This is a genomic window from Streptomyces sp. NPDC107581, assembly GCF_055657175.1.
Genome location: NZ_JBVKBH010000009.1, coordinates 296,232 through 314,239, shown reverse-complemented (window position 1 = coordinate 314,239; position 18,008 = coordinate 296,232). Strand labels below are relative to the sequence as shown.

Sequence of the window (18,008 nt, the reverse complement as noted above, 5' to 3'; positions counted from 1 at the left end):
GCGATTCCTCGGGGTGCGGTGGGGTGGGCGGAGTGTCTCTCAGCGTCGCACGTTCACGGGTTGCCGGGCACGCAGGCCAGGCCGGGCCAGGAGCGGGGCGGGTTGGGCCGGAAGCGCAGGGCGGGCGGGGCCGCGGTGCGGGGCGGGGGAGGCGTGAGGCGGGCGGGAGACGTGGGACGGGCGGGGCGAGGCGGGGAGTGTGGTCGGGGCTAGGCCTGGAGCGCGGCGAGACCGCGGACCGTGTTCAGCCGGTGCAACGGCACCTTGCGGCGGTGATGGCGGTCGGCCGAGGTGCGCAGCCCCATCATCTCGGGGACGCGGGCGACCTCCGCGGGGCGGTGGACCGGGGCCGGCCGGGGCGTGGAGTCCGGAGCGTGCAGCTCGTGGGCGACGGAGAGGGCCAGCGCGAGGGCGGCCGGACCGGTGCCGGCGGCCTGGTGGGAAATCTGCTTGAGCATGACGTACTCCCTGATGTGCCGGGTGGATCGATCAGCTGGTGGAGCCCGCCCGCAACTTCGCCAGGTCCGACTTGACGGTGTTGACGGGGATCGCGAAGCCGAGCCCGACGCTGCCCGCGTCCGAGGACGAGGAGGCCTGCGAACTCGACGAGTACATCGCTGAGTTGATGCCGATGATGTGGCCGCTCGCGTCGATCAGCGCGCCGCCGGAGTTGCCGGGGTTGAGCGAGGCGTCGGTCTGGATGGCCTTGTACGTGGTCGTGGACGAGCCGGTGTCGCCGTTGAACTGGCGGCCGCCGAACTGGAACGGCCACTGCCCGTCGCCGCCCTGCTCCTGGCCCTGGTTCTCGTCCGTGGAGACCGTCACGTCACGGTTGAGCGCGGAGACGATGCCGCTGGTGACGGTGCCGGTCAGGCCCTCGGGGGAGCCGATCGCGACGACCGAGTCACCGACCTGGACGCCGCTGGAGTTGCCGAGCGCGGCGGCCTTGAGGCCGGAGGCGCCCTGCAGCTTGATCAGCGCGAGGTCCTTGGAGCTGTCGGTGCCGACGACCTGGGCCGGGTAGCTCTTGCCGTCGCTGGTGCGCACCTTGATCGAGGAGGCGCCGGAGATGACGTGGTTGTTGGTGACGATCTCGCCGCCGCTGGTGATGATCACACCGGAGCCGGTGGAGGAGCCGTTGCTGAGGGTCGCGTTGACCTCGACGACGCTCGGGCTGACCGCGGAGGCGATCGCGGCGACGTCACCCTTCTTGCTGGAGGGCACCACGTTGGTGGTGGTACCGGCCGAGGCGACCGTGCCGCCCCCGGTCAGCTCGCGGAAGGCGTAGGCCGTGCCGCCGCCGACGGCGGCCGCGACGATCGCCACCGCCGCCAGCAGACCGATCGGGCCGCGGGTGCGCTTCTTGCGCGCCGTGGCCGGGGGCGCCGCCGCGGGGGCGGTCACCGCCGTGACCGGGGGCGCCGCCGCCATCGGGGACGCCGTCGCGGCCGCGGGGTCCGGGTACGCCGCCGGCCCGTACGACGGCGGGGGCGGCCACTCGGGGTTCACGGGAGCGGAGTAGTGCTGCTGAGCGTAGGGACCCTGGGGGTTCTCGTACCCGTACTCGCCGCTGCGGCGGATGCTCTCGGTCATGACAAACAGCCTTCCCTGTCACCATGAGAGCTTCCTGAGTGCTCCCTGAGAAGCCCGGCAGAACCTCGTTTGCCCGATATAAAGGCGCCTCCGGCCGTGCGGGACGGGCTCTCACCCGGCCTTCATGGAGGCCTCACGCGCCCCTCGGGAAGGGCTCAGCCGCAACCGCAGCTGGTCCGCAGGACGAGCCGGGACGGGAACGTCTTCAGCCGCTCGCGCCGCGAGCCCGCCACCCTGAGCCCGTCGTCCAGGACGAGGTCCACCGCCGCCCGCGCCATCGCCGAGCGGTCCGAGGCGACCGTCGTCAGCGGCGGGTCGGCGAGCGCCGCCTCCTTGATGTCGTCGAAGGCGGCCACGGCCAGCTCGCCGGGCACGTCGATGCGCAGCTCGCGCGCGGCCCGCAGCAGGCCGATCGCCTGGTCGTCGGTGGAGCAGAAGATCGCGGGCGGCCGCTCAGGACCGGCCAGCACCTCCAGGGCCACCCGGTAGGCGTCGTAGCGGTTGTACGGCGCCTCGAACAGGCGGCCCTCGGTGGAGACGCCCGCCTCGGCCATGGCCCGCCGCCAGCCCTCGACGTGGTCGGAGACCGGGTCGCCGACGGACGGGGTCTCCGCCGTACCGCCCATACAGGCGACGTAGTCGTAGCCGTGCTCCAGCAGGTGGCGCACGGCGAGCTGGGCGCCGCCCAGGTCGTCGGTGACGACGGCGACGTCGTCGATGGCCTCCGGGCGCTCGTGCAGCAGCACCACCCGGGCGTCCCAGGCGTCGATCTCGGCCGCGGCGAGGTCGTTCAGGGCGTGGGAGACGAGGATCAGGCCGGAGACCCGCATGCCGAGGAACGCGCGCAGATAGTGGACCTCGCGTTCGCCGATGTAATCGGTGTTGCCGACGAGCACCATCTTCCCGCGCTCGGAGGCGGCCTGCTCGACCGCGTGCGCCATCTCGCCGAAGAAGGGCTGGCGGGCGTCCGGGATGATCAGGCCTATGAGGTCGGTGCGGCGCGAGGCCATCGCCTGGGCGACCCGGTCGGGCCGGTACCCCAGCTCCTTGATCGCCGCGAGGACACGCTCGCGCGTGGCCGGGGCGACCGGCCGGGGTCCGTTGTTGATGACATAACTGACGACGGCGGTGGAGGTTCCAGCCAGCCGTGCCACATCATCCCGAGTCACCTTGGCCACGCGCGGAGTCTACGCGGATGGACCCGCTCTGGGCAGGGCTTATCGCATCCCGGATGTGCGGAAGCAATGCCCCGCCGGAGCGGAGTCCATGCCTTCGCTATGCGTCCGCGTGGAGCTGGGAGTCGTCCAGGACGGCCGATGCGTCCGCATCTTCCGCCTTTGCCCGGGCCGCCTTGGCCTTGGCCTCGTCGCCGGACCGGTCGCCCTTCTCGGGCGTCACGAATCGATAACCGACGTTCCGGACGGTCCCGATCAGCGACTCGTGCTCGGGGCCGAGCTTGGCGCGCAGCCGCCGTACGTGCACGTCCACGGTCCGGGTGCCGCCGAAGTAGTCGTAGCCCCAGACCTCCTGCAGCAGCTGGGCGCGGGTGAAGACGCGGCCCGGGTGCTGTGCGAGGTACTTGAGGAGCTCGAACTCCTTGAAGGTGAGGTCGAGCACCCGGCCCTTGAGCTTGGCGGAATAGGTCGCCTCGTCCACGGACAGGTCGCCGTTGCGGATCTCCATCGGGGAGTCGTCGTTCACGATCTGCTGCCGGCCCATGGCCAGCCGCAGCCGTGCCTCGACCTCCGCCGGGCCGGCGGTGTCGAGCAGGACGTCGTCGATGCCCCAGTCGGCGGTGACGGCGGCCAGGCCGCCCTCGGTGACGACGAGCACCAGCGGACAGCCGGGGCCGGTGGAGCGCAGCAGCTGGCACAGGCTGCGCACCTGCGGCAGATCACGGCGCCCGTCGATGAGGATGACGTCGGCGCCCGGGGTGTCGACGAGGGCGGGGCCCTCCGCCGGAGCCACCCGCACGTTGTGCAGCAGCAGGCCAAGCGCGGGGAGCACCTCCGTCGACGGCTGGAGGGCGTTGGTCAGGAGCAGCAGAGAACTCATATGTCTGGTTCCTCCTCGGTCCCTGCGAGGACGTGTGCGGTGCGGCACTGCTCTGCGATCCCGGGGCCCCGTACACCGGCGGTTTCCCGCTTCGTATACAACGCTTCCGAAAGCACAAAAGGACCCGGGGGCTGCGCTGCCCGAGTCCTCTGCCCAGCAGAATAGCCCACATGAGCAACCGCCCGGCAGGTCATGCGGCACGTTCCACCGTTCGTCCGAATGCCGAGACAGGCAGAAGGGCACCTATCCGGACGTTCCTGCGCACCGCCGACGGGATCCCGGTCGATTCCGTATACAACCCTGCCACGGTCGTATACGAAGCAGAACCGGATGCCTCCCGTCCACTCTCCCGTGATCTCGTGTTCGTGATCGCCCATGGCTTCACCGGGGACGCGGACCGGCCACATGTACGAAGGGTGGCGGGCGCGCTGGCCCGTTACGGCGCCGTCGTCACCTTCTCCTTCCGCGGGCACGGCGCCTCGGGCGGCCGCTCCACGGTCGGCGACCGGGAGGTGCTGGACCTGGCCGCCGCGGTGCGGTGGGCGCGCGGCTTCGGACACGCGCACCTGGTGACCGTCGGCTTCTCCATGGGCGGGTCGGTGGTGCTCCGGCACGCGGCCCTGCACCCGGGCACGGTCGACGCGGTGGTCTCGGTCAGCGCCCCCGCGCGCTGGTACTACCGGGGCACGGCCCCCATGCGCCGGCTGCACTGGCTGGTCACCCGCCCCGAGGGCCGCCTGGTCGGCCGCTACGGCCTGCGCACCCGCATCCATCACCGGGACTGGAACCCGGTGCCGCTCTCCCCGGTGGAGGCGGTCCCGGGGATCGCTCCGACGCCGTTGCTGATCGTGCACGGCGACCGGGACGGCTACTTCCCCCTCGACCACCCCCGGATGCTCGCCGAGGCGGCCGGTGACCACGGCGAACTCTGGCTGGAGCCCGGCATGGGCCATGCGGAGCACGCGGCGGGCGACGGACTGCTGGCCCGGATCGGGGACTGGGCGGTCGCACAGGCGGGCTAGCCTGACCCCGACCATCTTTTGTTCTTTCCTGCCGTCGATTGAGGAACCAGATGCCCAAGGTCACGGTCCGTTACTGGGCCGCTGCCAAGGCCGCGGCCCAGGTCGCCGAGGAGCCGTACGACGCGGCCACCCTCGCCGACGCGCTCGCCGCCGTGCGTGCGCGACACCCCGGTGAACTCACGCGCGTCCTGCAGCGATGCTCGTTCCTCGTCGACGGTGACCCCGTCGGGACCCGCGCGCATGAGACGGTACGGCTGGCCGAGGGCGGCACGGTCGAGGTGCTCCCGCCGTTCGCAGGAGGGTGAGGCGTTGAGCGACCAGCCGTATCAGGGCGGCCCCTACGAGGGCTACGACCCCTACCAGCAGCAGCACCAGCCGCAGCACCAGCAGCAGCAGCCGCAGCAGCACCAGGCGCCGCAGCACCAGCAGCCGCAGCACCAGGCGCCGCCGCAGCAGCCGCAGCAGGCCTGGTCGGCGTACGACCAGTACCCGGGGCAGGGCGGCCAGTACGAGCAGCCCGGGTACGACCCGCAGCACACCCAGCAGTGGCAGGGCCAGACCTGGGAGACGCAGACGCACGCGACGACGTCGGCGGCGGACCCGGCGTACCTGCACCAGCAGGAGGGGTACCAGCAGGAGGCGTACCCGAAGGGGGCGTACCAGCAGGAGGCGTACCAGCAGGCCGGGCACCACCAGGCCGGGCACCACCAGGGGCCGTACGCGGCCGCGCCGGCGCCCGGGCCCGAAGCCGCGCCCGCGCCCGCACCGCAGCCGTACGCACCCCCGGCCGGGGAACCGGAGCCCGGAGCCGAGCCCGACGACGGGACGGGCCCCTCCTACGGCCCCGCCACCCTCGCCGGCAACGCCCGCGTCACCGATGCCCAGCGGGCCCGCATCGAGGGCCGTTCGCCGATCATCGAGCCCGGCATGCAGCCGGCGCTGCTCACCGCCCTGCTGGCCGTGCTGATCGCCGCCTCGGCGCCCATCGCCGCGTGGGCCCTCGTCGTGCCCCTGGTACTGCTCCAGGCCGTCACGGCCGCGGGCTGGTTCCGGCTGAACGGCATGTGGCCCGCCCGGCAGGGCATCGCGCTGGCCTTCGCGGGCGGCCTCACCGCGGACGTGGCGGTCCTGGCCGCGGGCCGCGACCACGCGCCGGCCGCGATCCTCGGCCCGCTCGGCATCTGGGTCCTGCTGTCGCTGGTGCTCCAGCTGCGCTCGCACGCCTCGCCCGACGAGCGGATGTACGGCCTGATGGCGACGGTCGTCTCCACGGCCCTCACGGTCCTCGCGACGGGCTATCTCGGTGCCGATCCGCACGCGGTGTCGGTGGGCGCGGCGGCGGTCGCGGTGGCCGTCCTGGCCCGCGCCCTGCCCCTGCCGGCCCCGGCCTCGGTCGTGGTCTCCCTGCTCGCTGCGGCGGGCGCGGGGATCGCGGTGGGCGGCGCGAAGGGCTCCGCCCTGGGGGCGGCGGCAGCGGCCTGCGCGCTGATCGGTCACCGGGTCGCCGGCTACGACTACCCCTCCCGCTTCGTGCACTTCACGGCGGGCGTGGCGCTGCCGCTGTCCGCGGCGGCCCCGGTGGTCTGGGTCCTGGGACGAGCCCTGGGCTAGCCGCCGCCGGGGTGCCCCTCAGGGCGCCGGGTGCGGCTCCGTCCTGGCTCGCCGCGCGGTTCCCCGCGCCCCTCGGGCGCGTTGCACCGGGCGCCCTCACGGGGCGCGGGGAACCGTGCGCTCAGCCACGGCTCACCCGCACCGGCGTGAAACAGACACCCGCGCGGCGGGACGCCGACGACGTGCACGCACCCGGCATCGCAGAGGCACCCGCGCGGCGGCACGCCGAAGGAGTGCACGCACCCGGCGTCGAAAAGACACCCCGCGGCGGGACGCCGAAGGGCCGCACCCCCCACTGGCGTCCAACCCGAAGGGAAATGCGGCCCTGGCCATCGGCTTGCCGTCGGCAGGCCCTCGCCGACCTCGTCAGACGGCGATCGCGACCTCCGCGAGCCCGCCCTGCTGGGCGACGACCGTACGGTCGGCCGTGGCGCCGGGAACGAGAGCCCGCACGGTCCAGGTGCCCTCGGCCGCATAGAAGCGGAACTGGCCCGTAGCGGAGGTGGGCACCTCCGCGGTGAACTCACCGGTCGAGTCCAGCAGACGCACGTAGCCCGTCACCGGCTCGCCGTCGCGGGTCACCTGACCCTGGATCGTGGTCTCACCGGGCTTGATCGTCGAGGCGTCGGGGCCGCCGGCCTTCGCTCCACACATGTCTTTCTCCAGAGGGGTCTGACCAGAAGGTCGGTCGGATGGGGTTACTTGCCGGCGCCGAGCTCGATCGGCACGCCGACGAGGGAGCCGTACTCGGTCCAGGAGCCGTCGTAGTTCTTGACGTTCTGCACGCCCAGCAGCTCGTGCAGCACGAACCAGGTCAGGGCCGAGCGCTCACCGATGCGGCAGTAGGCGATCGTGTCCTTGGCGAGGTCCACGCTCTCCTGGGCGTACAGCTCCTTGAGGTCGTCGTCCGACTTGAAGGTGCCGTCGTCGTTGGCGTTCTTCGACCACGGGATGTTCTTCGCGCTCGGGACGTGGCCCGGGCGCTGCGACTGCTCCTGCGGAAGGTGGGCCGGCGCGAGCAGCTTGCCGGAGAACTCGTCGGGCGAGCGCACGTCGACCAGGTTGTACGAGCCGATGGCCGCCACGACGTCGTCGCGGAAGGCGCGGATCGAGGTGTTCTGCGGCTTGGCCCGGTACGCGGTGTTGTCCCGCTGCGGAACCTCCTCGACCAGCTCGCGGGCGTCCAGCTCCCACTTCTTGCGGCCGCCGTCGAGGAGCTTGACGTTCTCGTGGCCGTACAGCTTGAAGTACCAGTAGGCGTAGGAGGCGAACCAGTTGTTGTTGCCGCCGTAGAGGATCACCAGGGTGTCGTTGGCGATGCCCTTCGACGAGAGGAGCTTCTCGAAGCCCTCCTGGTCGATGAAGTCGCGGCGCACCGGGTCCTGGAGGTCCTTGGTCCAGTCGATGCGGATCGCGTTCTTGATGTGGTTCTTCTCGTAGGCGGACGTGTCCTCGTCCACCTCGACGATGGCGATGGTCGGGTCGTCCAGGTGCTCCTGAAGCCAGTCGGCGTCGACCAGGACGTCGCTGCGGCTCATGCTCATTCCTCCGGGGCAGTTGCGGCGGGGCGTGCGAGTACAGAGAGTGCGCGCTCAGGCCCGAGCGGCGCACGGGTGCCCTTCCAGACAGGGCGGCCGAGAATGCGGCATCCGCAGGATTCCCCGCGGAATTTCGCTCAGAAGGGGCGACAGAGCATGGCGGCAACGCGGCACAGGTCCACTGCCCGCCGCTTTGTGAGATCCGCCTGTCGCTTCATGCGGTCGATCGTAGGGACGTCCGGGCGGGCGTGTCACCGGTGTGTCGGATCCTGAGACGCGATCGTCCGGATTGTGGGATGAGAAAAGCGCCCGGTCGCCGTGGGACGGCTTCCGGGCGCCTGTGCCGGTCCGTGCATCTGCGGTGCGGACGCGGGTGTCTCGCCTGTCGGACACCCGCGGTGTCACGGGCCCTCGCCGGTCCTCGCCGGCGGTCGTACTCCGGCTACTCGGTTACCCGGCCAGCCTGACGTCCGAACCCTTCACGCTGATCTGCACACCGTCCTTGGCGGCCTGCACCTTGTCCAGCTTGATGCCGCCCGGGAGCCGGTCGACGGCCTGCTGGAAGTCGGTGATCTGGCGGATCCGGCCCTCGGCGACGGCGGCGCCGCCGAGCCGGGGCAGGGCGTCGGCGTGCACCTTCACCTTGTCGTTCTCCACGGCGACCGAGCTGAGCACATAGACCGGCTCGGGCAGCCTGGTGCCGAACACGGTGGCCGCCACCGCGACCTTGATCTTGCCGTTGCCGCCGTCGGAGAGGCCGATGACCTGGGCGGTGACACCCGGCGCGACCTGGGTCGGCTCGGACTTGGCGGTCTTCAGCAACTGGTCGTAGGAGATCGTCGCGGTGCCGGTGGCGGTGGCCGCGGTGGCCGAGCTGTAGTCGCCGGAGAAGTCGACGCCCTTCATGTCGGCCTTCAGGTCGTCCACACGGATGGTCCCGCCCGCCGTGCCGGTGGCCGCCTCGTAGTCCTTGATGCCGACCTCGACGTCGTCCAGGGAACCGCCCGCGACCTGGGTCAGGAACGGGAAGCCCTTGATGCTGACGTCCGGCGTCGAGGCCAGGTTCTGCGTCGACCTCAGCTTGTCCGCGGCCTCGCTCTCGGCGAAGTGGACGGCGACCCGGTCCGCGATCACGAAGAGCCCGCCCAGAATCACGACGAGGATCAGAATTATTCGCAGGGCGCGCATGGTGGTGTGTGTCCCCCGGATCGACGGTGGTGTACGGCTACGTCACGGTAACTCCGTACGGGCCGCCCGGCGGCCGATTGTGGATCACTTGTGACAGGGGCGCCCCGGCCTACCCTGGAAGCATGTACGCACGGCGACGTCACGTGTACTTCGCCATGATGGGGACGTGCATCGTCCTCTTCGTCCTGGCGTGGGGAGTCGTGCGCCTGTGGTCGGTTCCCGCGGCCGTCGGGATGTGCGTGGTGGCCATGGTCATCCCACCGGTCGCCGCGGTGATCGCCAACCGGCGGGGTCCGGAGGACCGCTGGTGGGACGACCCGTCCGGCGATCCCAAGTCCGACGAGTGGTGGGACGAGCTGGACGGCAAGAAACGGCCCGGGCCGTGACACGGCTGCCCGGTACCGGGTTCTGCCGGGTGCCGCTCGGCAGGGCCGTGACCGGGCCGCTCAGTACCGTGCCGTGACCGGGCCGCTCGGCAAGGCGGTGACCGGGCCGCTCAGTACACGAGCGCCTGGGTGTCGTCCGCGAGAGCCTCCTGGACGAAGACCTGCGCGCCCGCGATCCGTACGCCCTCGACCACGTCCTTCTCGGTGATCTCCCGCCGGGCGGCGCACTGCGTGCACAGCGTGACGCGGCCGGCCGCGAGGATCGAGTCGATCAGGTCCGGCAGCGGTGCCGCGTGCGGCAGCTCGAACTCGGCGGCCCGCCCCGGCAGCGCGAACCAGGACGACTCCCCGGTCAGCCACAGCGAGACCTCGACCCCGCTCGCCACGGCCACCGCCGCGACCGTGAACGCCTGCGAGCAGCGCTCGGGCGCATCGGACCCGGCAGTCACCTTGATCACGAGCTTCTTCGCCATGGCGGAAGCGTAGCCCGCACCTCGTCAGGAGCGCCCGGCCCCGGCCGCGTAAGCTGGGCCCCGGCTCTGTCGTACGCCCACCCCCGCTCAAGGAGCACCCGTGGAGATCTTCTTCGAAACCCTGCTGGTCCTGGTCTGCGTCGGCGTTCTCGCCTTCGCCGGACTGACCGTGAAGAAGCTGTACCAGGGCCAGCGCTGACCCCCACCTAGGAACTGCCGCTCATGATCGAGATCCCGTCCGACCTGCACAAGGACCTCGTCCCGCTCGCCTTCCTGCTCGGCAACTGGGCCGGCGCGGGCGTCCACGACTTCCCCGGCTCCCAGAAGTGCAACTTCGGGCAGGAAGTCAGCTTCACCCACGACGGCCGGGACTTCCTGGAGTACCGCTCTCACACCTGGGTGCTGGACGGCGACGGGAACAAGGTCCGGCCGCTGGAGTCGGAGTCCGGCTTCTGGCGGATCGACGCCGACCGCAAGGTCGAGGTCACGATGACCCGCGACGACGGCGTCATCGAGATCTGGTACGGCGAGCTGGCCGACAAGAAGCCGCAGATCGACCTGGTCACGGACGCCGTGGCGCGGACGGCCGGCTCCGCCCCCTACAACGGCGGCAAGCGGCTGTACGGCTATGTGAAGAGCGACCTGATGTGGGTCGGCGAGAAGCAGACCCCCGAGGTCGAGCTGCGCCCCTACATGTCGGCCCAGCTGAAGAAGGTCGTCACCCCCGAGGAGGTCGAACGCTGGGCCAAGGCCCTGCCCGACGACCTTCCGGACGACGGCATCGCCTTCTTCAAGTAGTTCTAGACTCTCTGGTGTGGTGAGCACCGACTGGAAGAGCGACCTCAGGCAGCGCGGCTACCGGCTGACGCCGCAGCGGCAACTCGTGCTCGAAGCCGTGGACACCCTGGAGCATGCGACCCCCGACGACATCCTCAACGAGGTGAGGAAGACGGCGTCGGGGGTCAACATTTCCACCGTCTACCGCACGCTGGAGCTGCTGGAGGAGCTGGGCCTGGTCAGCCACGCCCACCTCGGCCACGGCGCGCCCACCTACCACCTCGCCGACCGGCACCACCATCTGCACCTGGTGTGCCGTGACTGCGACAACGTCATCGAGGCGGACGTCGCGGTGGCCGCGGAGTTCACGGCCAAGCTGCGCGAGCAGTTCGGCTTCGACACCGACATGAAGCATTTTGCGATCTTCGGCCGCTGCCAGGCCTGTTCGCTCAAGGGTTCAAGTACCACGTCGTAGGCTTACCCGTATGAAGAGCCCCCTGCTGTCCCTGCCCGGCGCCGTCCCCGCCGAGGGCGTGGACGAAGGCGTCGCCGCCCACTACGGCGACCTGTTCCGCGAACAGCGCGCCCTCGCCGACGGCACCGGTTTCGTCGACCTCTCCCACCGCGGGGTGGTCGCGGTCACCGGCGAGGACCGTCTGAGCTGGCTGCACCTGCTGCTCACCCAGCATGTCAGCGACCTGCCCGCGGGCGAGGCCACCGAGGCGCTGATCCTCTCCGCGCACGGCCACATCGAGCACGCCCTGTACCTGGTGGACGACGGCACGACGGTCTGGGCCCATGTGGAGCCCGACACCCAGGAGGCGCTGATCGCGTACCTGGACTCGATGAAGTTCTTCTACCGGGTCGAGGTCGCCGACCGCACGGCCGACACCGCCGTGGTGCACCTGCCGGCCGGCTCGATCGCCGAGGTGCCCGAGGGTGTCGTCGTACGCGAGACGGCGTACGGCCGTGATCTGTTCCTGCCGCGGGCGGACCTGGAGGACTTCGCGGCGAAGGCGGGTCCCGCCGCCGGTCTGCTCGCCTACGAGGCGCTGCGCGTCGAGCACCACCGCCCCCGTCTCGGTTTCGAGACCGACCACCGCACGATCCCGCACGAGCTGGGCTGGATCGGTACCGCGGTCCACCTCCAGAAGGGCTGCTACCGCGGCCAGGAGACGGTGGCCCGGGTGCAGAACCTGGGCAAGCCGCCCCGCCGGCTGGTCTTTCTGCACCTGGACGGCAGCGAGGTCCATCTGCCCGCGCCGGGCACGGAGATCCGGGTCGCCGGCGAGGGCCCGGACGGGCGCAGGATCGGCTTCGTGACGACCTCCGTGCGCCACTACGAGCTGGGACCGGTGGCCCTGGCGCTGGTCAAGCGGAACGTGCCGGTGGACGAGCCCCTGGTCGCCGGGAACACGGCTGCCGCCCAGGAAGTCGTCGTGGAACCCTGAGGGCGCGTGGCCACTGCCGGGACCCGGGTGCCGGGCCCGGCAGTGTCCGTTCTCAGCGCGGTACGGCGACACTCGCCGCCAGTGTCCGTTCTCAGCGCGGTACGGCGACACTCGCCGCCAGTGTCCGTTCTCAGCGCGGCACGGCGATCCTCGCCGCCAGTGTGAATCCGGAGCCGCTGATCGTCGCCGATGTGCCCAGCGCTTCGATCGTCCCCGGCATGACGAGCAGCACCACGATGCCGGCCAGGAGTGCCGCGACGGCGATGATCACCGCCGCTATGGCGTTCGACATGGGCAGCCGTGCGACGGCCGTCCGGTGTTCTTCCATACCCCTGCTCCCTTTCTTTTCCTTTGTCAGCCCAGGCGAGGGGTGAAGCGCGGAATAGGCGGTAGCAGCCGCGTATTCCGTGTTCGGAGAGATGCCCGCGCGGCAACCGGAGCAACACATTCCAAATTACGGAAAAGAGCCGTACGGCCGTAGGAGACGTCGCTGCGTCGCGCGACGTAGGAAAACCACAACAGCGGGACCTGCTGCTACAGGTCCCGCCTCGCTGTGCGTCCGACTCGCCTGGGCTGACAGGGAAGCCGGGAGACGCTTCGGCAACCAATATCCGCCAGCTCGCGGAAGTTGGCAACCAACTCTGGCTAAGTTATCCCCGCCGGGCGGCGGTTCATAAACAACTTGGCAGCCAACTGCCGTCAGATCTCGAGAAGTACGGTGAACGGACCGTCGTTGGTCAACGACACCCGCATCTGCGCCCCGAACCGGCCCGTCGCCACCGTCGCGCCCAGCGTGCGCAGCTGGGCGACCACCTCGTCCACCAGCGGCTCGGCCACCTCGCCGGGTGCGGCCGCGTTCCAGGTGGGGCGGCGGCCCTTGCGGGCGTCGCCGTAGAGGGTGAACTGGCTGATGACGAGCAGCGGGGCGTCGATGTCGCTGCAGGACTTCTCGTCCTGGAGCATCCGGATCGACCAGAGCTTGCGGGCCAGTTGGGCCGCCTTCTCCTTGGTGTCCTCATGGGTGACCCCGACGAGGACGCACAGTCCCTCGCCCTCGATCGCGCCCACCGTCTCGCCGCCCACGACGACGCTCGCGCCGTCCACCCTCTGCACCACCGCTCGCATGCGGACCATCATGCCGGGTGGCCCGTGCACCGTCACCAGGGGCCCATTATTGATCCTTAACCCCCCATCTGGGGCTGTTCGGGGGCACTCGGTCACATAGCGGCCACTTGGGGTGGCACGATGCTTTCACACGCCGGTCGAGGGGACGGTCAGCAAGATGAGCACACCGAGTACCAGCGGGCGGCTGGAGACACATCGGCCGCCCGCACAGCGCGGCGACAGCCCGCCCGGGCCGTCGCTGCCGGCGGAGCCGCCCGAGCACGACCTGGCCCGGCTGAGCCTGCCCGAACTGCGGGCACTGCGCCGCGACGCCCAGCGCGACGAGGCGGACCTCAGCTATGTGCGGCGGCTGCTGCAGGGCCGGATCGACATCCTGCGCGCGGAACTGGCCCGGCGCGGCCGGGCGTCCGTGCCGGCGCCCGCGGACGCCTCCGTGGTGCAGCGGCTGCCGGAGATCCTCACCGACGCCCCGGCCCGCCAGCGCTCCTCGGCCCGCCATGTCACGCTGGGTACCCCGCACAACGAGGAGTACCGGCGGCTGGCCGCGGAGATGCTCGCGGAGGTCGAGCTGTCGGATCTCCAGGCCAGGACCGACCTCGAACTGACCACCGCGATGGGTCGCCTGGTCCGCTACGAGCAGGAGGTCTCCGGGCGCCGCCAGCGGCTGCAGGGCACCACCGACGAGTGCAGCGGGGAGATCGCGCGCCGCTACCGGGTGGGCGAGGCACAGGTGGACGACCTGCTGACCTGACCTGACCTGACCCGACCTGACCGGCCGGGACGCCGACGTGCGGGCCTCGGCGTCTCTGCTGCGCCGGCCCACGAGCACGTGTCGCGCCGGCCCAGGAGTACGTGCTGCGCAGGCCCAGGGATACGTGCTGCGCAGACCCGGGAGTACGTGCTGCGCAGGCCGGGGCGTCCCTGTTGCGCAGCCCGAGGTGCCTTTGGCGCCCGGGAAATCCTCCGTTTCCGTCAACTGCCATGACGGGCGCCGCGGTTGGTTCGAGTTGGTCACCATCTGTGGAACAACTGCCGTGAGTTGGCGCAAAGTTGTACTGTGCCGGTGTGGAGTCGCAAGGCGCCGGTGGCACCATGCGGCAGCGGCCGCTTCGGCCGCCCCTCCGGGCGGCGGACGAGCTGCGGGCCCGGACCGGGTCCGGTGCGCGCAGCCGCCCTTCACCCCGCCGGTCGAGCTCCGCCTGTTCGACGGGACGCGGGCGCTCTCCCGGACCTGGTCCCGGCGCACCGGGATCCCGCTGACGGAGGAGCTCATGCACATCAACGGCAGCGGGAGGCTCACGCCCCGGGAGATCGCCGAAGCGCTTCGGGAACGGATCCGGGCCGGAGAGCTCAGAGCCGGAGACCGCCTCCCCACCCAGGCCGAGCTGGCCGAGGAGTTCGGGGTGGAGCGCGGTGCCGTACGCCAGGCCCTCAGGGAACTCGCGGACGCCGGTCTGCTCAGCAACATCACCAAGGGCAGTCCGCCGCGCATCGCCGAGCCGGCGCCCGCCGGCGACGAACCCCAGCCGACGATGGTGGCCCTGGCGCCCCGGCTGGCGCAGGCGTTCTCGGCCCCCACGGTGCGCGTGGACGCGGCCTGCCTGACCGCGGAGACCCTGATGCTGGCGCTGACCGAGCCGTTGCGCCTCATCCATCTGGGCCGCATCCGCCCTCAGTCGGTGGACGTGCGCATCCTGTTGCCGTCGAGGGACATCGGCCTCGCCTTCCCGGTCGCGGTGGAAGGCCGGGGCGGGGACGATCCGGTCCACGAGCGCTGGCTCGGCCAGCGCAACGCCCAGGGGCAGGTCCTGCGGCACAACCTCATGACCCTGCGCTCCAGCCACGGCATCGACGTGCGGGTGGCTTTCCGTGCGCTGCCGTTCACCCCGCCGGTGAAGCTGTACCTGCTCAACGGCACGGAGGCGCTGCTCGCCTACTACATGCTCACGCGCCGCGAGGAGCAGACGGACAGCGGGCCGCTGGAGATGTACGACGTCCTGGGCACCGCATCCCTCCTGTTCTGCTTCGACGGCCGGGCCGGCCAGCGGGATGCTGCGTTCGTGGAACAGTCCCAGATGTGGTTCGACGCCCTCTGGGAAACCATCTCCTCGGACCTGACACTCTCCTAGTGACCTCTGAGCTGACCGAACTGATCGCACCGGCCCGTGTCGTCGTCTGGGACTTCGACGGGCCGATCTGCCGCCTGTTCGCCAGGCGCGAGGCGGAACGGGTGGCCGCCGACCTGGTGGACCGGCTGGAGCGGCGGGGCCTGCGTGATCTGCTCACCGGCATCGACCGGGACACGCCCGACCCGCAGGCGGTGCTGCGCGCCGTGGACCGCGGCGGTCCCGACGGGGATCTCGTCGCGGAACTGGAGGAGCGGCTCACCCGGGAGGAGCTGCGGGCCGTGTCCTCGGCGATGCCGACCGCCTTCGCCGACCCGCTGATCCGCACCTGGACGGCCCTCGGTGCCCGTATGGCCGTCGTCGCAGGCAACGCGCCGCAGGCGGTCACCGCCTATCTGGCCGGCCGGGGCCTCACCGAGTGCTTCGCTCCCCGCGTCTACGGCCGGGACGGGCTCGGGCGCGGTGCGGAGCCGGACCGGCACGGCCTGATGCGCGTCCTGGGCGCGACGGGAGCCGCGCCGGACGCCGTCCTGGCCCTCGGCGACTCCCCGCTCGGCCTCGCCGCGGCGCGCGCGGCCGGTGTGCCGTTCCTGGGCCATGCGCAGGGCGAGGCCGGGGAGCAGCGGCTGCGGGCGGCGGGTGCCCCCGTGGTCGTACGGTCGCTGGAAGCGGTCCTTTCCGTGCTCAGAACGCCTGTCCGCCCCAACTAGGCTGTCCCGGACGGCGGTTCACATGTGCCGGGGGACGGGAGTCGCTCCCGCCCGGCCGTATCGCCCTCACCCGTGCGGCTGGACACGTGTGTCGGGCCTTGCCCACGGACCGGCGGCCGTTGAGGCTGGGCGGGGTACCCGTGGCCCGGGCGTACGGAGTGCGGGGGCGAGCTGAGGAGCGGATGGGACGGCATGGGTGGTGAGCACCGGGACGTCGAGAACGCCTGGGAGCTGCTGACGGACGCGGGCTGCGTCCTGTTCGACTTCGACGGGCCCGTCTGCCGGCTGTACCCGCGCGGCGCGGCCGTGGAGTGGACCGACAAGGACCCGTATCTGGTGCTTCGGGAGGTCCACCGCGCGCGGCAGGGGCGGGACCTCGGTGATCTGGTCGAGGACATGGACGCGAAGCTGACGGAGTTCGAGCTGGCCGCCGTCCCGTCCGCGCTGCCCACCCCCGGCGCGGACCGGCTGATCGGATGGCTGCACGGACGCGGGTCCCGGCTGGCCGTGGTCACGAACAACGACGCCCGCGCGGCGGACCGCTACCTCCGGGACCACGGTCTGCGGCCCTACTTCGAGGCGATCCACGGGCGCAGCCCCGATCCCGGCCTGATGAAACCGCATCCCGATGTCCTCCACCGTGCCCTGCGGGGTCTCGGGCTGCCTCCGGACGAGGCGGTGATGATCGGGGACACCCCCGCCGACTTCGACGCCGCCGAACGGGCCGGGGTCCGCTTCATCGGCTACGGCCGCAACACCGAGAAGCGGCTGCGGCTGCGCGACGCCGGGGCGAAGGTCGTTCTGTCCTCGTATCCTCCGCTGCTGGAGCTCGCCCGGCACACCGGACCGGGCGGGGGCGGCGCCTCCCCTTCCTGACCGGACCGTCACCGGGCACCATGAGGTGACCGCGCCAAGGCGCTTGCCAAGAGGGGGATTTGGCGGCGGAAGCCAAAAGGGGGATTTGGTGGCGGACACCACGCTGAGAAGCAGACTGTCGGCCCGCTGGGAGCGGGCCGAGGGCGTACTGACGAGGATCGTGCTGCTGGCCGTCTTCGTCGTCGGCCTGATCGCGCAGTTCGTCAAACCGGTGGGCGACGCCCTGCAGGGCAAGGTGTACATCAGCGCGGCCCTGCTGAGCCTGGTGGGCTATGTGCTCTACAGCGAGGTGCAGCGGCTGAACTCGGCGACGGAGAGCCAGCGGGTGTCCACGGAGGGCCTGCGCGACGCCCTGGCCGACCTGGTGGCCCAGCAGTCGGCGGCCGGTGCCCAGATCGACTCGGAGCACATCACCGAGGAGCTCCGGCGCGCGCTGTGGAGCGGGAACGACATCAAGCTGGCCACCATGGCGTTCACGGGGGAGAACTTCGCCCTGCCGCTGAAGCGGTTGCTGGGGGCGCTTCCCCCGCGTGCGGACCGCAAGGTCTCCCTCCGGGTCCTGGTCCCCGACCTCAGCCGGCCGATCGCCTATCCCGGACGGGTGCGGCCGGACGGGACGGTCTACGACGCCCCCGCTTTCCGTGCCTTCCTGGTGGGACGCATCTCCGAGTACAAGGCGGACCTGGAGGGGATGATCGAGCGGATGAACAACCGGAACCAGGGCACCCTGACGGTCGAGTACAAGGTGCTGCACATGGCGCCGACGCGGAAGGTGTACCTCCTCAACGAGGACCAGGTGATCGAGGGGGAGTACGACAAGTTCGAGCTGCGGCCGGACGTGTACAGCACGGACGGGAGCACGGACCTGCTGCTCGACATCATCGGGCACGAGGCGCCGCTGAGCCGCTGGCACCGGGACGCGGGACCGCAGGCACGGGAGAAGATCCGCCACTACCGGGGCCTCTACGAGCACGACTGGAACCGCGCCGTCCGCCTGGAGGAGGCCTGGTCGGCCGGTCCCGTCCCCGCCCCCCGGCGCCAGGACTGACCCCGGGGCCGGGCCCCGGCACTGCGTAG

The 18,008-nt window shown here is 71.3% G+C and carries 23 protein-coding genes; 12 read left to right on the top strand and 11 right to left on the bottom strand.

Annotated elements, in window-relative coordinates:
- Positions 1–209: 209 nt before the first annotated feature.
- The 4 genes from ACZ7P3_RS24800 to ACZ7P3_RS24785 all read right to left on the bottom strand — a co-directional run bounded on the left by ACZ7P3_RS24800 (position 210) and on the right by ACZ7P3_RS24785 (position 3,648).
- On the bottom strand, positions 210–458 hold the full coding sequence (locus ACZ7P3_RS24800; RefSeq protein ID WP_472085149.1) for a hypothetical protein: 249 nt from the start codon (positions 456–458) through the stop codon (positions 210–212).
- 31 nt (positions 459–489) lie between these two features.
- Positions 490–1,593, bottom strand: a complete 1,104-nt coding sequence (locus tag ACZ7P3_RS24795) for a S1C family serine protease (RefSeq protein WP_472085147.1) — start codon at positions 1,591–1,593, stop codon at positions 490–492.
- 155 nt (positions 1,594–1,748) lie between these two features.
- Entirely contained in the window at positions 1,749–2,771 is a 1,023-nt protein-coding gene (locus ACZ7P3_RS24790) for a LacI family DNA-binding transcriptional regulator (protein ID WP_472085145.1), read from the bottom strand.
- 97 nt (positions 2,772–2,868) lie between these two features.
- On the bottom strand, positions 2,869–3,648 hold the full coding sequence (locus tag ACZ7P3_RS24785; protein WP_472085143.1) for a winged helix-turn-helix transcriptional regulator: 780 nt from the start codon (positions 3,646–3,648) through the stop codon (positions 2,869–2,871).
- Positions 3,649–3,818: 170 nt separating this feature from the next.
- Here ACZ7P3_RS24785 and ACZ7P3_RS24780 point away from each other — a divergent pair, with 170 nt between their 5' ends.
- The 3 genes from ACZ7P3_RS24780 to ACZ7P3_RS24770 are packed head-to-tail and all read left to right on the top strand — an operon-like array spanning position 3,819 to position 6,281.
- On the top strand, positions 3,819–4,670 hold the full coding sequence (locus ACZ7P3_RS24780; protein ID WP_472085141.1) for an alpha/beta hydrolase: 852 nt from the start codon (positions 3,819–3,821) through the stop codon (positions 4,668–4,670).
- 50 nt (positions 4,671–4,720) lie between these two features.
- Positions 4,721–4,975 (top strand): MoaD/ThiS family protein, encoded by a 255-nt coding sequence (locus ACZ7P3_RS24775; protein ID WP_067316158.1) that lies wholly within the window; start codon positions 4,721–4,723, stop codon positions 4,973–4,975.
- Between the two features lie 4 nt (positions 4,976–4,979).
- Entirely contained in the window at positions 4,980–6,281 is a 1,302-nt protein-coding gene (locus ACZ7P3_RS24770) for a hypothetical protein (RefSeq protein WP_472085139.1), read from the top strand.
- Positions 6,282–6,647: 366 nt separating this feature from the next.
- Here ACZ7P3_RS24770 and ACZ7P3_RS24765 read toward each other — a convergent pair whose 3' ends face one another.
- The 4 genes from ACZ7P3_RS24765 to ACZ7P3_RS24750 form a co-directional block, all read right to left on the bottom strand.
- On the bottom strand, positions 6,648–6,935 hold the full coding sequence (locus ACZ7P3_RS24765) for a DUF1416 domain-containing protein (protein WP_010351646.1): 288 nt from the start codon (positions 6,933–6,935) through the stop codon (positions 6,648–6,650).
- 44 nt (positions 6,936–6,979) lie between these two features.
- Positions 6,980–7,819 (bottom strand): sulfurtransferase, encoded by an 840-nt coding sequence (locus ACZ7P3_RS24760; RefSeq protein WP_472085137.1) that lies wholly within the window; start codon positions 7,817–7,819, stop codon positions 6,980–6,982.
- Positions 7,820–7,956: 137 nt separating this feature from the next.
- Entirely contained in the window at positions 7,957–8,037 is an 81-nt protein-coding gene (locus ACZ7P3_RS24755; protein ID WP_350751515.1) for an Ms5788A family Cys-rich leader peptide, read from the bottom strand.
- 232 nt (positions 8,038–8,269) lie between these two features.
- Positions 8,270–9,007, bottom strand: coding sequence for an LmeA family phospholipid-binding protein (locus ACZ7P3_RS24750; protein WP_472085135.1), 738 nt, complete (start codon positions 9,005–9,007; stop codon positions 8,270–8,272).
- A gap of 122 nt (positions 9,008–9,129) precedes the next feature.
- On the opposite strand from ACZ7P3_RS24750, the gene ACZ7P3_RS24745 reads away from it, so the two are divergent.
- Positions 9,130–9,393: a DUF3099 domain-containing protein gene (locus tag ACZ7P3_RS24745; protein WP_472085133.1), complete on the top strand. Its 264-nt coding sequence runs from the start codon at positions 9,130–9,132 to the stop codon at positions 9,391–9,393.
- A gap of 110 nt (positions 9,394–9,503) precedes the next feature.
- Here ACZ7P3_RS24745 and ACZ7P3_RS24740 read toward each other — a convergent pair whose 3' ends face one another.
- Complete coding sequence (locus ACZ7P3_RS24740; protein ID WP_472085131.1) at positions 9,504–9,866, bottom strand: DsrE family protein; 363 nt, start codon at positions 9,864–9,866, stop codon at positions 9,504–9,506.
- 222 nt (positions 9,867–10,088) lie between these two features.
- Here ACZ7P3_RS24740 and ACZ7P3_RS24735 point away from each other — a divergent pair, with 222 nt between their 5' ends.
- From ACZ7P3_RS24735 to ygfZ, 3 genes are read left to right on the top strand one after another with little or no spacing between them, the layout of a single operon-like run.
- On the top strand, positions 10,089–10,664 hold the full coding sequence (locus ACZ7P3_RS24735; RefSeq protein WP_472085129.1) for a heme-binding beta-barrel domain-containing protein: 576 nt from the start codon (positions 10,089–10,091) through the stop codon (positions 10,662–10,664).
- Positions 10,665–10,680: 16 nt separating this feature from the next.
- Positions 10,681–11,118 carry a Fur family transcriptional regulator gene (locus ACZ7P3_RS24730; RefSeq protein WP_472085127.1) on the top strand — a complete coding sequence of 146 codons (438 nt, stop codon included), beginning with the start codon at positions 10,681–10,683 and terminating at the stop codon, positions 11,116–11,118.
- 10 nt (positions 11,119–11,128) lie between these two features.
- On the top strand, positions 11,129–12,094 hold the full coding sequence (ygfZ, locus tag ACZ7P3_RS24725; RefSeq protein ID WP_472085125.1) for a CAF17-like 4Fe-4S cluster assembly/insertion protein YgfZ: 966 nt from the start codon (positions 11,129–11,131) through the stop codon (positions 12,092–12,094).
- A gap of 130 nt (positions 12,095–12,224) precedes the next feature.
- On the opposite strand, the gene ACZ7P3_RS24720 is transcribed toward ygfZ, so the two are convergent.
- Both ACZ7P3_RS24720 and dtd read right to left on the bottom strand, forming a co-directional pair.
- A complete protein-coding gene (locus ACZ7P3_RS24720) occupies positions 12,225–12,422 on the bottom strand; it encodes a hypothetical protein (protein WP_472085123.1) in 198 nt (65 codons plus the stop codon).
- Between the two features lie 371 nt (positions 12,423–12,793).
- Positions 12,794–13,219, bottom strand: coding sequence for a D-aminoacyl-tRNA deacylase (gene dtd / locus ACZ7P3_RS24715; protein WP_472085121.1), 426 nt, complete (start codon positions 13,217–13,219; stop codon positions 12,794–12,796).
- Between the two features lie 157 nt (positions 13,220–13,376).
- On the opposite strand from dtd, the gene ACZ7P3_RS24710 reads away from it, so the two are divergent.
- The 5 genes from ACZ7P3_RS24710 (at position 13,377) to ACZ7P3_RS24690 (ending at position 17,979) form a co-directional block, all read left to right on the top strand.
- Entirely contained in the window at positions 13,377–13,970 is a 594-nt protein-coding gene (locus tag ACZ7P3_RS24710; RefSeq protein WP_472085119.1) for an RsiG family protein, read from the top strand.
- Positions 13,971–14,490: 520 nt separating this feature from the next.
- Positions 14,491–15,348, top strand: coding sequence for a GntR family transcriptional regulator (locus tag ACZ7P3_RS24705; protein ID WP_472085117.1), 858 nt, complete (start codon positions 14,491–14,493; stop codon positions 15,346–15,348).
- A complete protein-coding gene (locus ACZ7P3_RS24700; protein ID WP_472085115.1) occupies positions 15,348–16,055 on the top strand; it encodes an HAD family hydrolase in 708 nt (235 codons plus the stop codon). The genes ACZ7P3_RS24705 and ACZ7P3_RS24700 overlap by 1 nt, the downstream gene beginning before the upstream one ends.
- 192 nt (positions 16,056–16,247) lie before the next feature.
- Positions 16,248–16,931: an HAD family hydrolase gene (locus ACZ7P3_RS24695; RefSeq protein ID WP_472085113.1), complete on the top strand. Its 684-nt coding sequence runs from the start codon at positions 16,248–16,250 to the stop codon at positions 16,929–16,931.
- Between the two features lie 88 nt (positions 16,932–17,019).
- Positions 17,020–17,979: an ATP/GTP-binding protein gene (locus tag ACZ7P3_RS24690; RefSeq protein ID WP_472085111.1), complete on the top strand. Its 960-nt coding sequence runs from the start codon at positions 17,020–17,022 to the stop codon at positions 17,977–17,979.
- The last annotated feature ends 29 nt before the right edge of the window (positions 17,980–18,008 follow it).

Excerpts from the sequence above, each read along its gene's own strand:
- ACZ7P3_RS24760 (WP_472085137.1), bottom strand. The coding sequence starts at position 7,819 with ATGAGCCGCAGCGACGTCCTGGTCGACGCCGACTGGCTTCAGGAGCAC.
- ACZ7P3_RS24750 (WP_472085135.1), bottom strand. The coding sequence starts at position 9,007 with ATGCGCGCCCTGCGAATAATTCTGATCCTCGTCGTGATTCTGGGCGGG.
- ACZ7P3_RS24710 (WP_472085119.1), top strand. The coding sequence starts at position 13,377 with ATGAGCACACCGAGTACCAGCGGGCGGCTGGAGACACATCGGCCGCCC.
- ACZ7P3_RS24795 (WP_472085147.1), bottom strand. The coding sequence starts at position 1,593 with ATGACCGAGAGCATCCGCCGCAGCGGCGAGTACGGGTACGAGAACCCC.
- ACZ7P3_RS24735 (WP_472085129.1), top strand. The coding sequence starts at position 10,089 with ATGATCGAGATCCCGTCCGACCTGCACAAGGACCTCGTCCCGCTCGCC.
- ACZ7P3_RS24765 (WP_010351646.1), bottom strand. The coding sequence starts at position 6,935 with ATGTGTGGAGCGAAGGCCGGCGGCCCCGACGCCTCGACGATCAAGCCC.
- ACZ7P3_RS24740 (WP_472085131.1), bottom strand. The coding sequence starts at position 9,866 with ATGGCGAAGAAGCTCGTGATCAAGGTGACTGCCGGGTCCGATGCGCCC.
- ACZ7P3_RS24800 (WP_472085149.1), bottom strand. The coding sequence starts at position 458 with ATGCTCAAGCAGATTTCCCACCAGGCCGCCGGCACCGGTCCGGCCGCC.
- ACZ7P3_RS24705 (WP_472085117.1), top strand. The coding sequence starts at position 14,491 with ATGCACATCAACGGCAGCGGGAGGCTCACGCCCCGGGAGATCGCCGAA.
- ACZ7P3_RS24785 (WP_472085143.1), bottom strand. The coding sequence starts at position 3,648 with ATGAGTTCTCTGCTGCTCCTGACCAACGCCCTCCAGCCGTCGACGGAG.
- ACZ7P3_RS24695 (WP_472085113.1), top strand. The coding sequence starts at position 16,248 with ATGGGTGGTGAGCACCGGGACGTCGAGAACGCCTGGGAGCTGCTGACG.
- ygfZ (WP_472085125.1), top strand. The coding sequence starts at position 11,129 with ATGAAGAGCCCCCTGCTGTCCCTGCCCGGCGCCGTCCCCGCCGAGGGC.
- ACZ7P3_RS24745 (WP_472085133.1), top strand. The coding sequence starts at position 9,130 with ATGTACGCACGGCGACGTCACGTGTACTTCGCCATGATGGGGACGTGC.
- ACZ7P3_RS24720 (WP_472085123.1), bottom strand. The coding sequence starts at position 12,422 with ATGGAAGAACACCGGACGGCCGTCGCACGGCTGCCCATGTCGAACGCC.
- dtd (WP_472085121.1), bottom strand. The coding sequence starts at position 13,219 with ATGCGAGCGGTGGTGCAGAGGGTGGACGGCGCGAGCGTCGTCGTGGGC.
- ACZ7P3_RS24755 (WP_350751515.1), bottom strand. The coding sequence starts at position 8,037 with ATGAAGCGACAGGCGGATCTCACAAAGCGGCGGGCAGTGGACCTGTGC.
- ACZ7P3_RS24780 (WP_472085141.1), top strand. The coding sequence starts at position 3,819 with ATGAGCAACCGCCCGGCAGGTCATGCGGCACGTTCCACCGTTCGTCCG.
- ACZ7P3_RS24775 (WP_067316158.1), top strand. The coding sequence starts at position 4,721 with ATGCCCAAGGTCACGGTCCGTTACTGGGCCGCTGCCAAGGCCGCGGCC.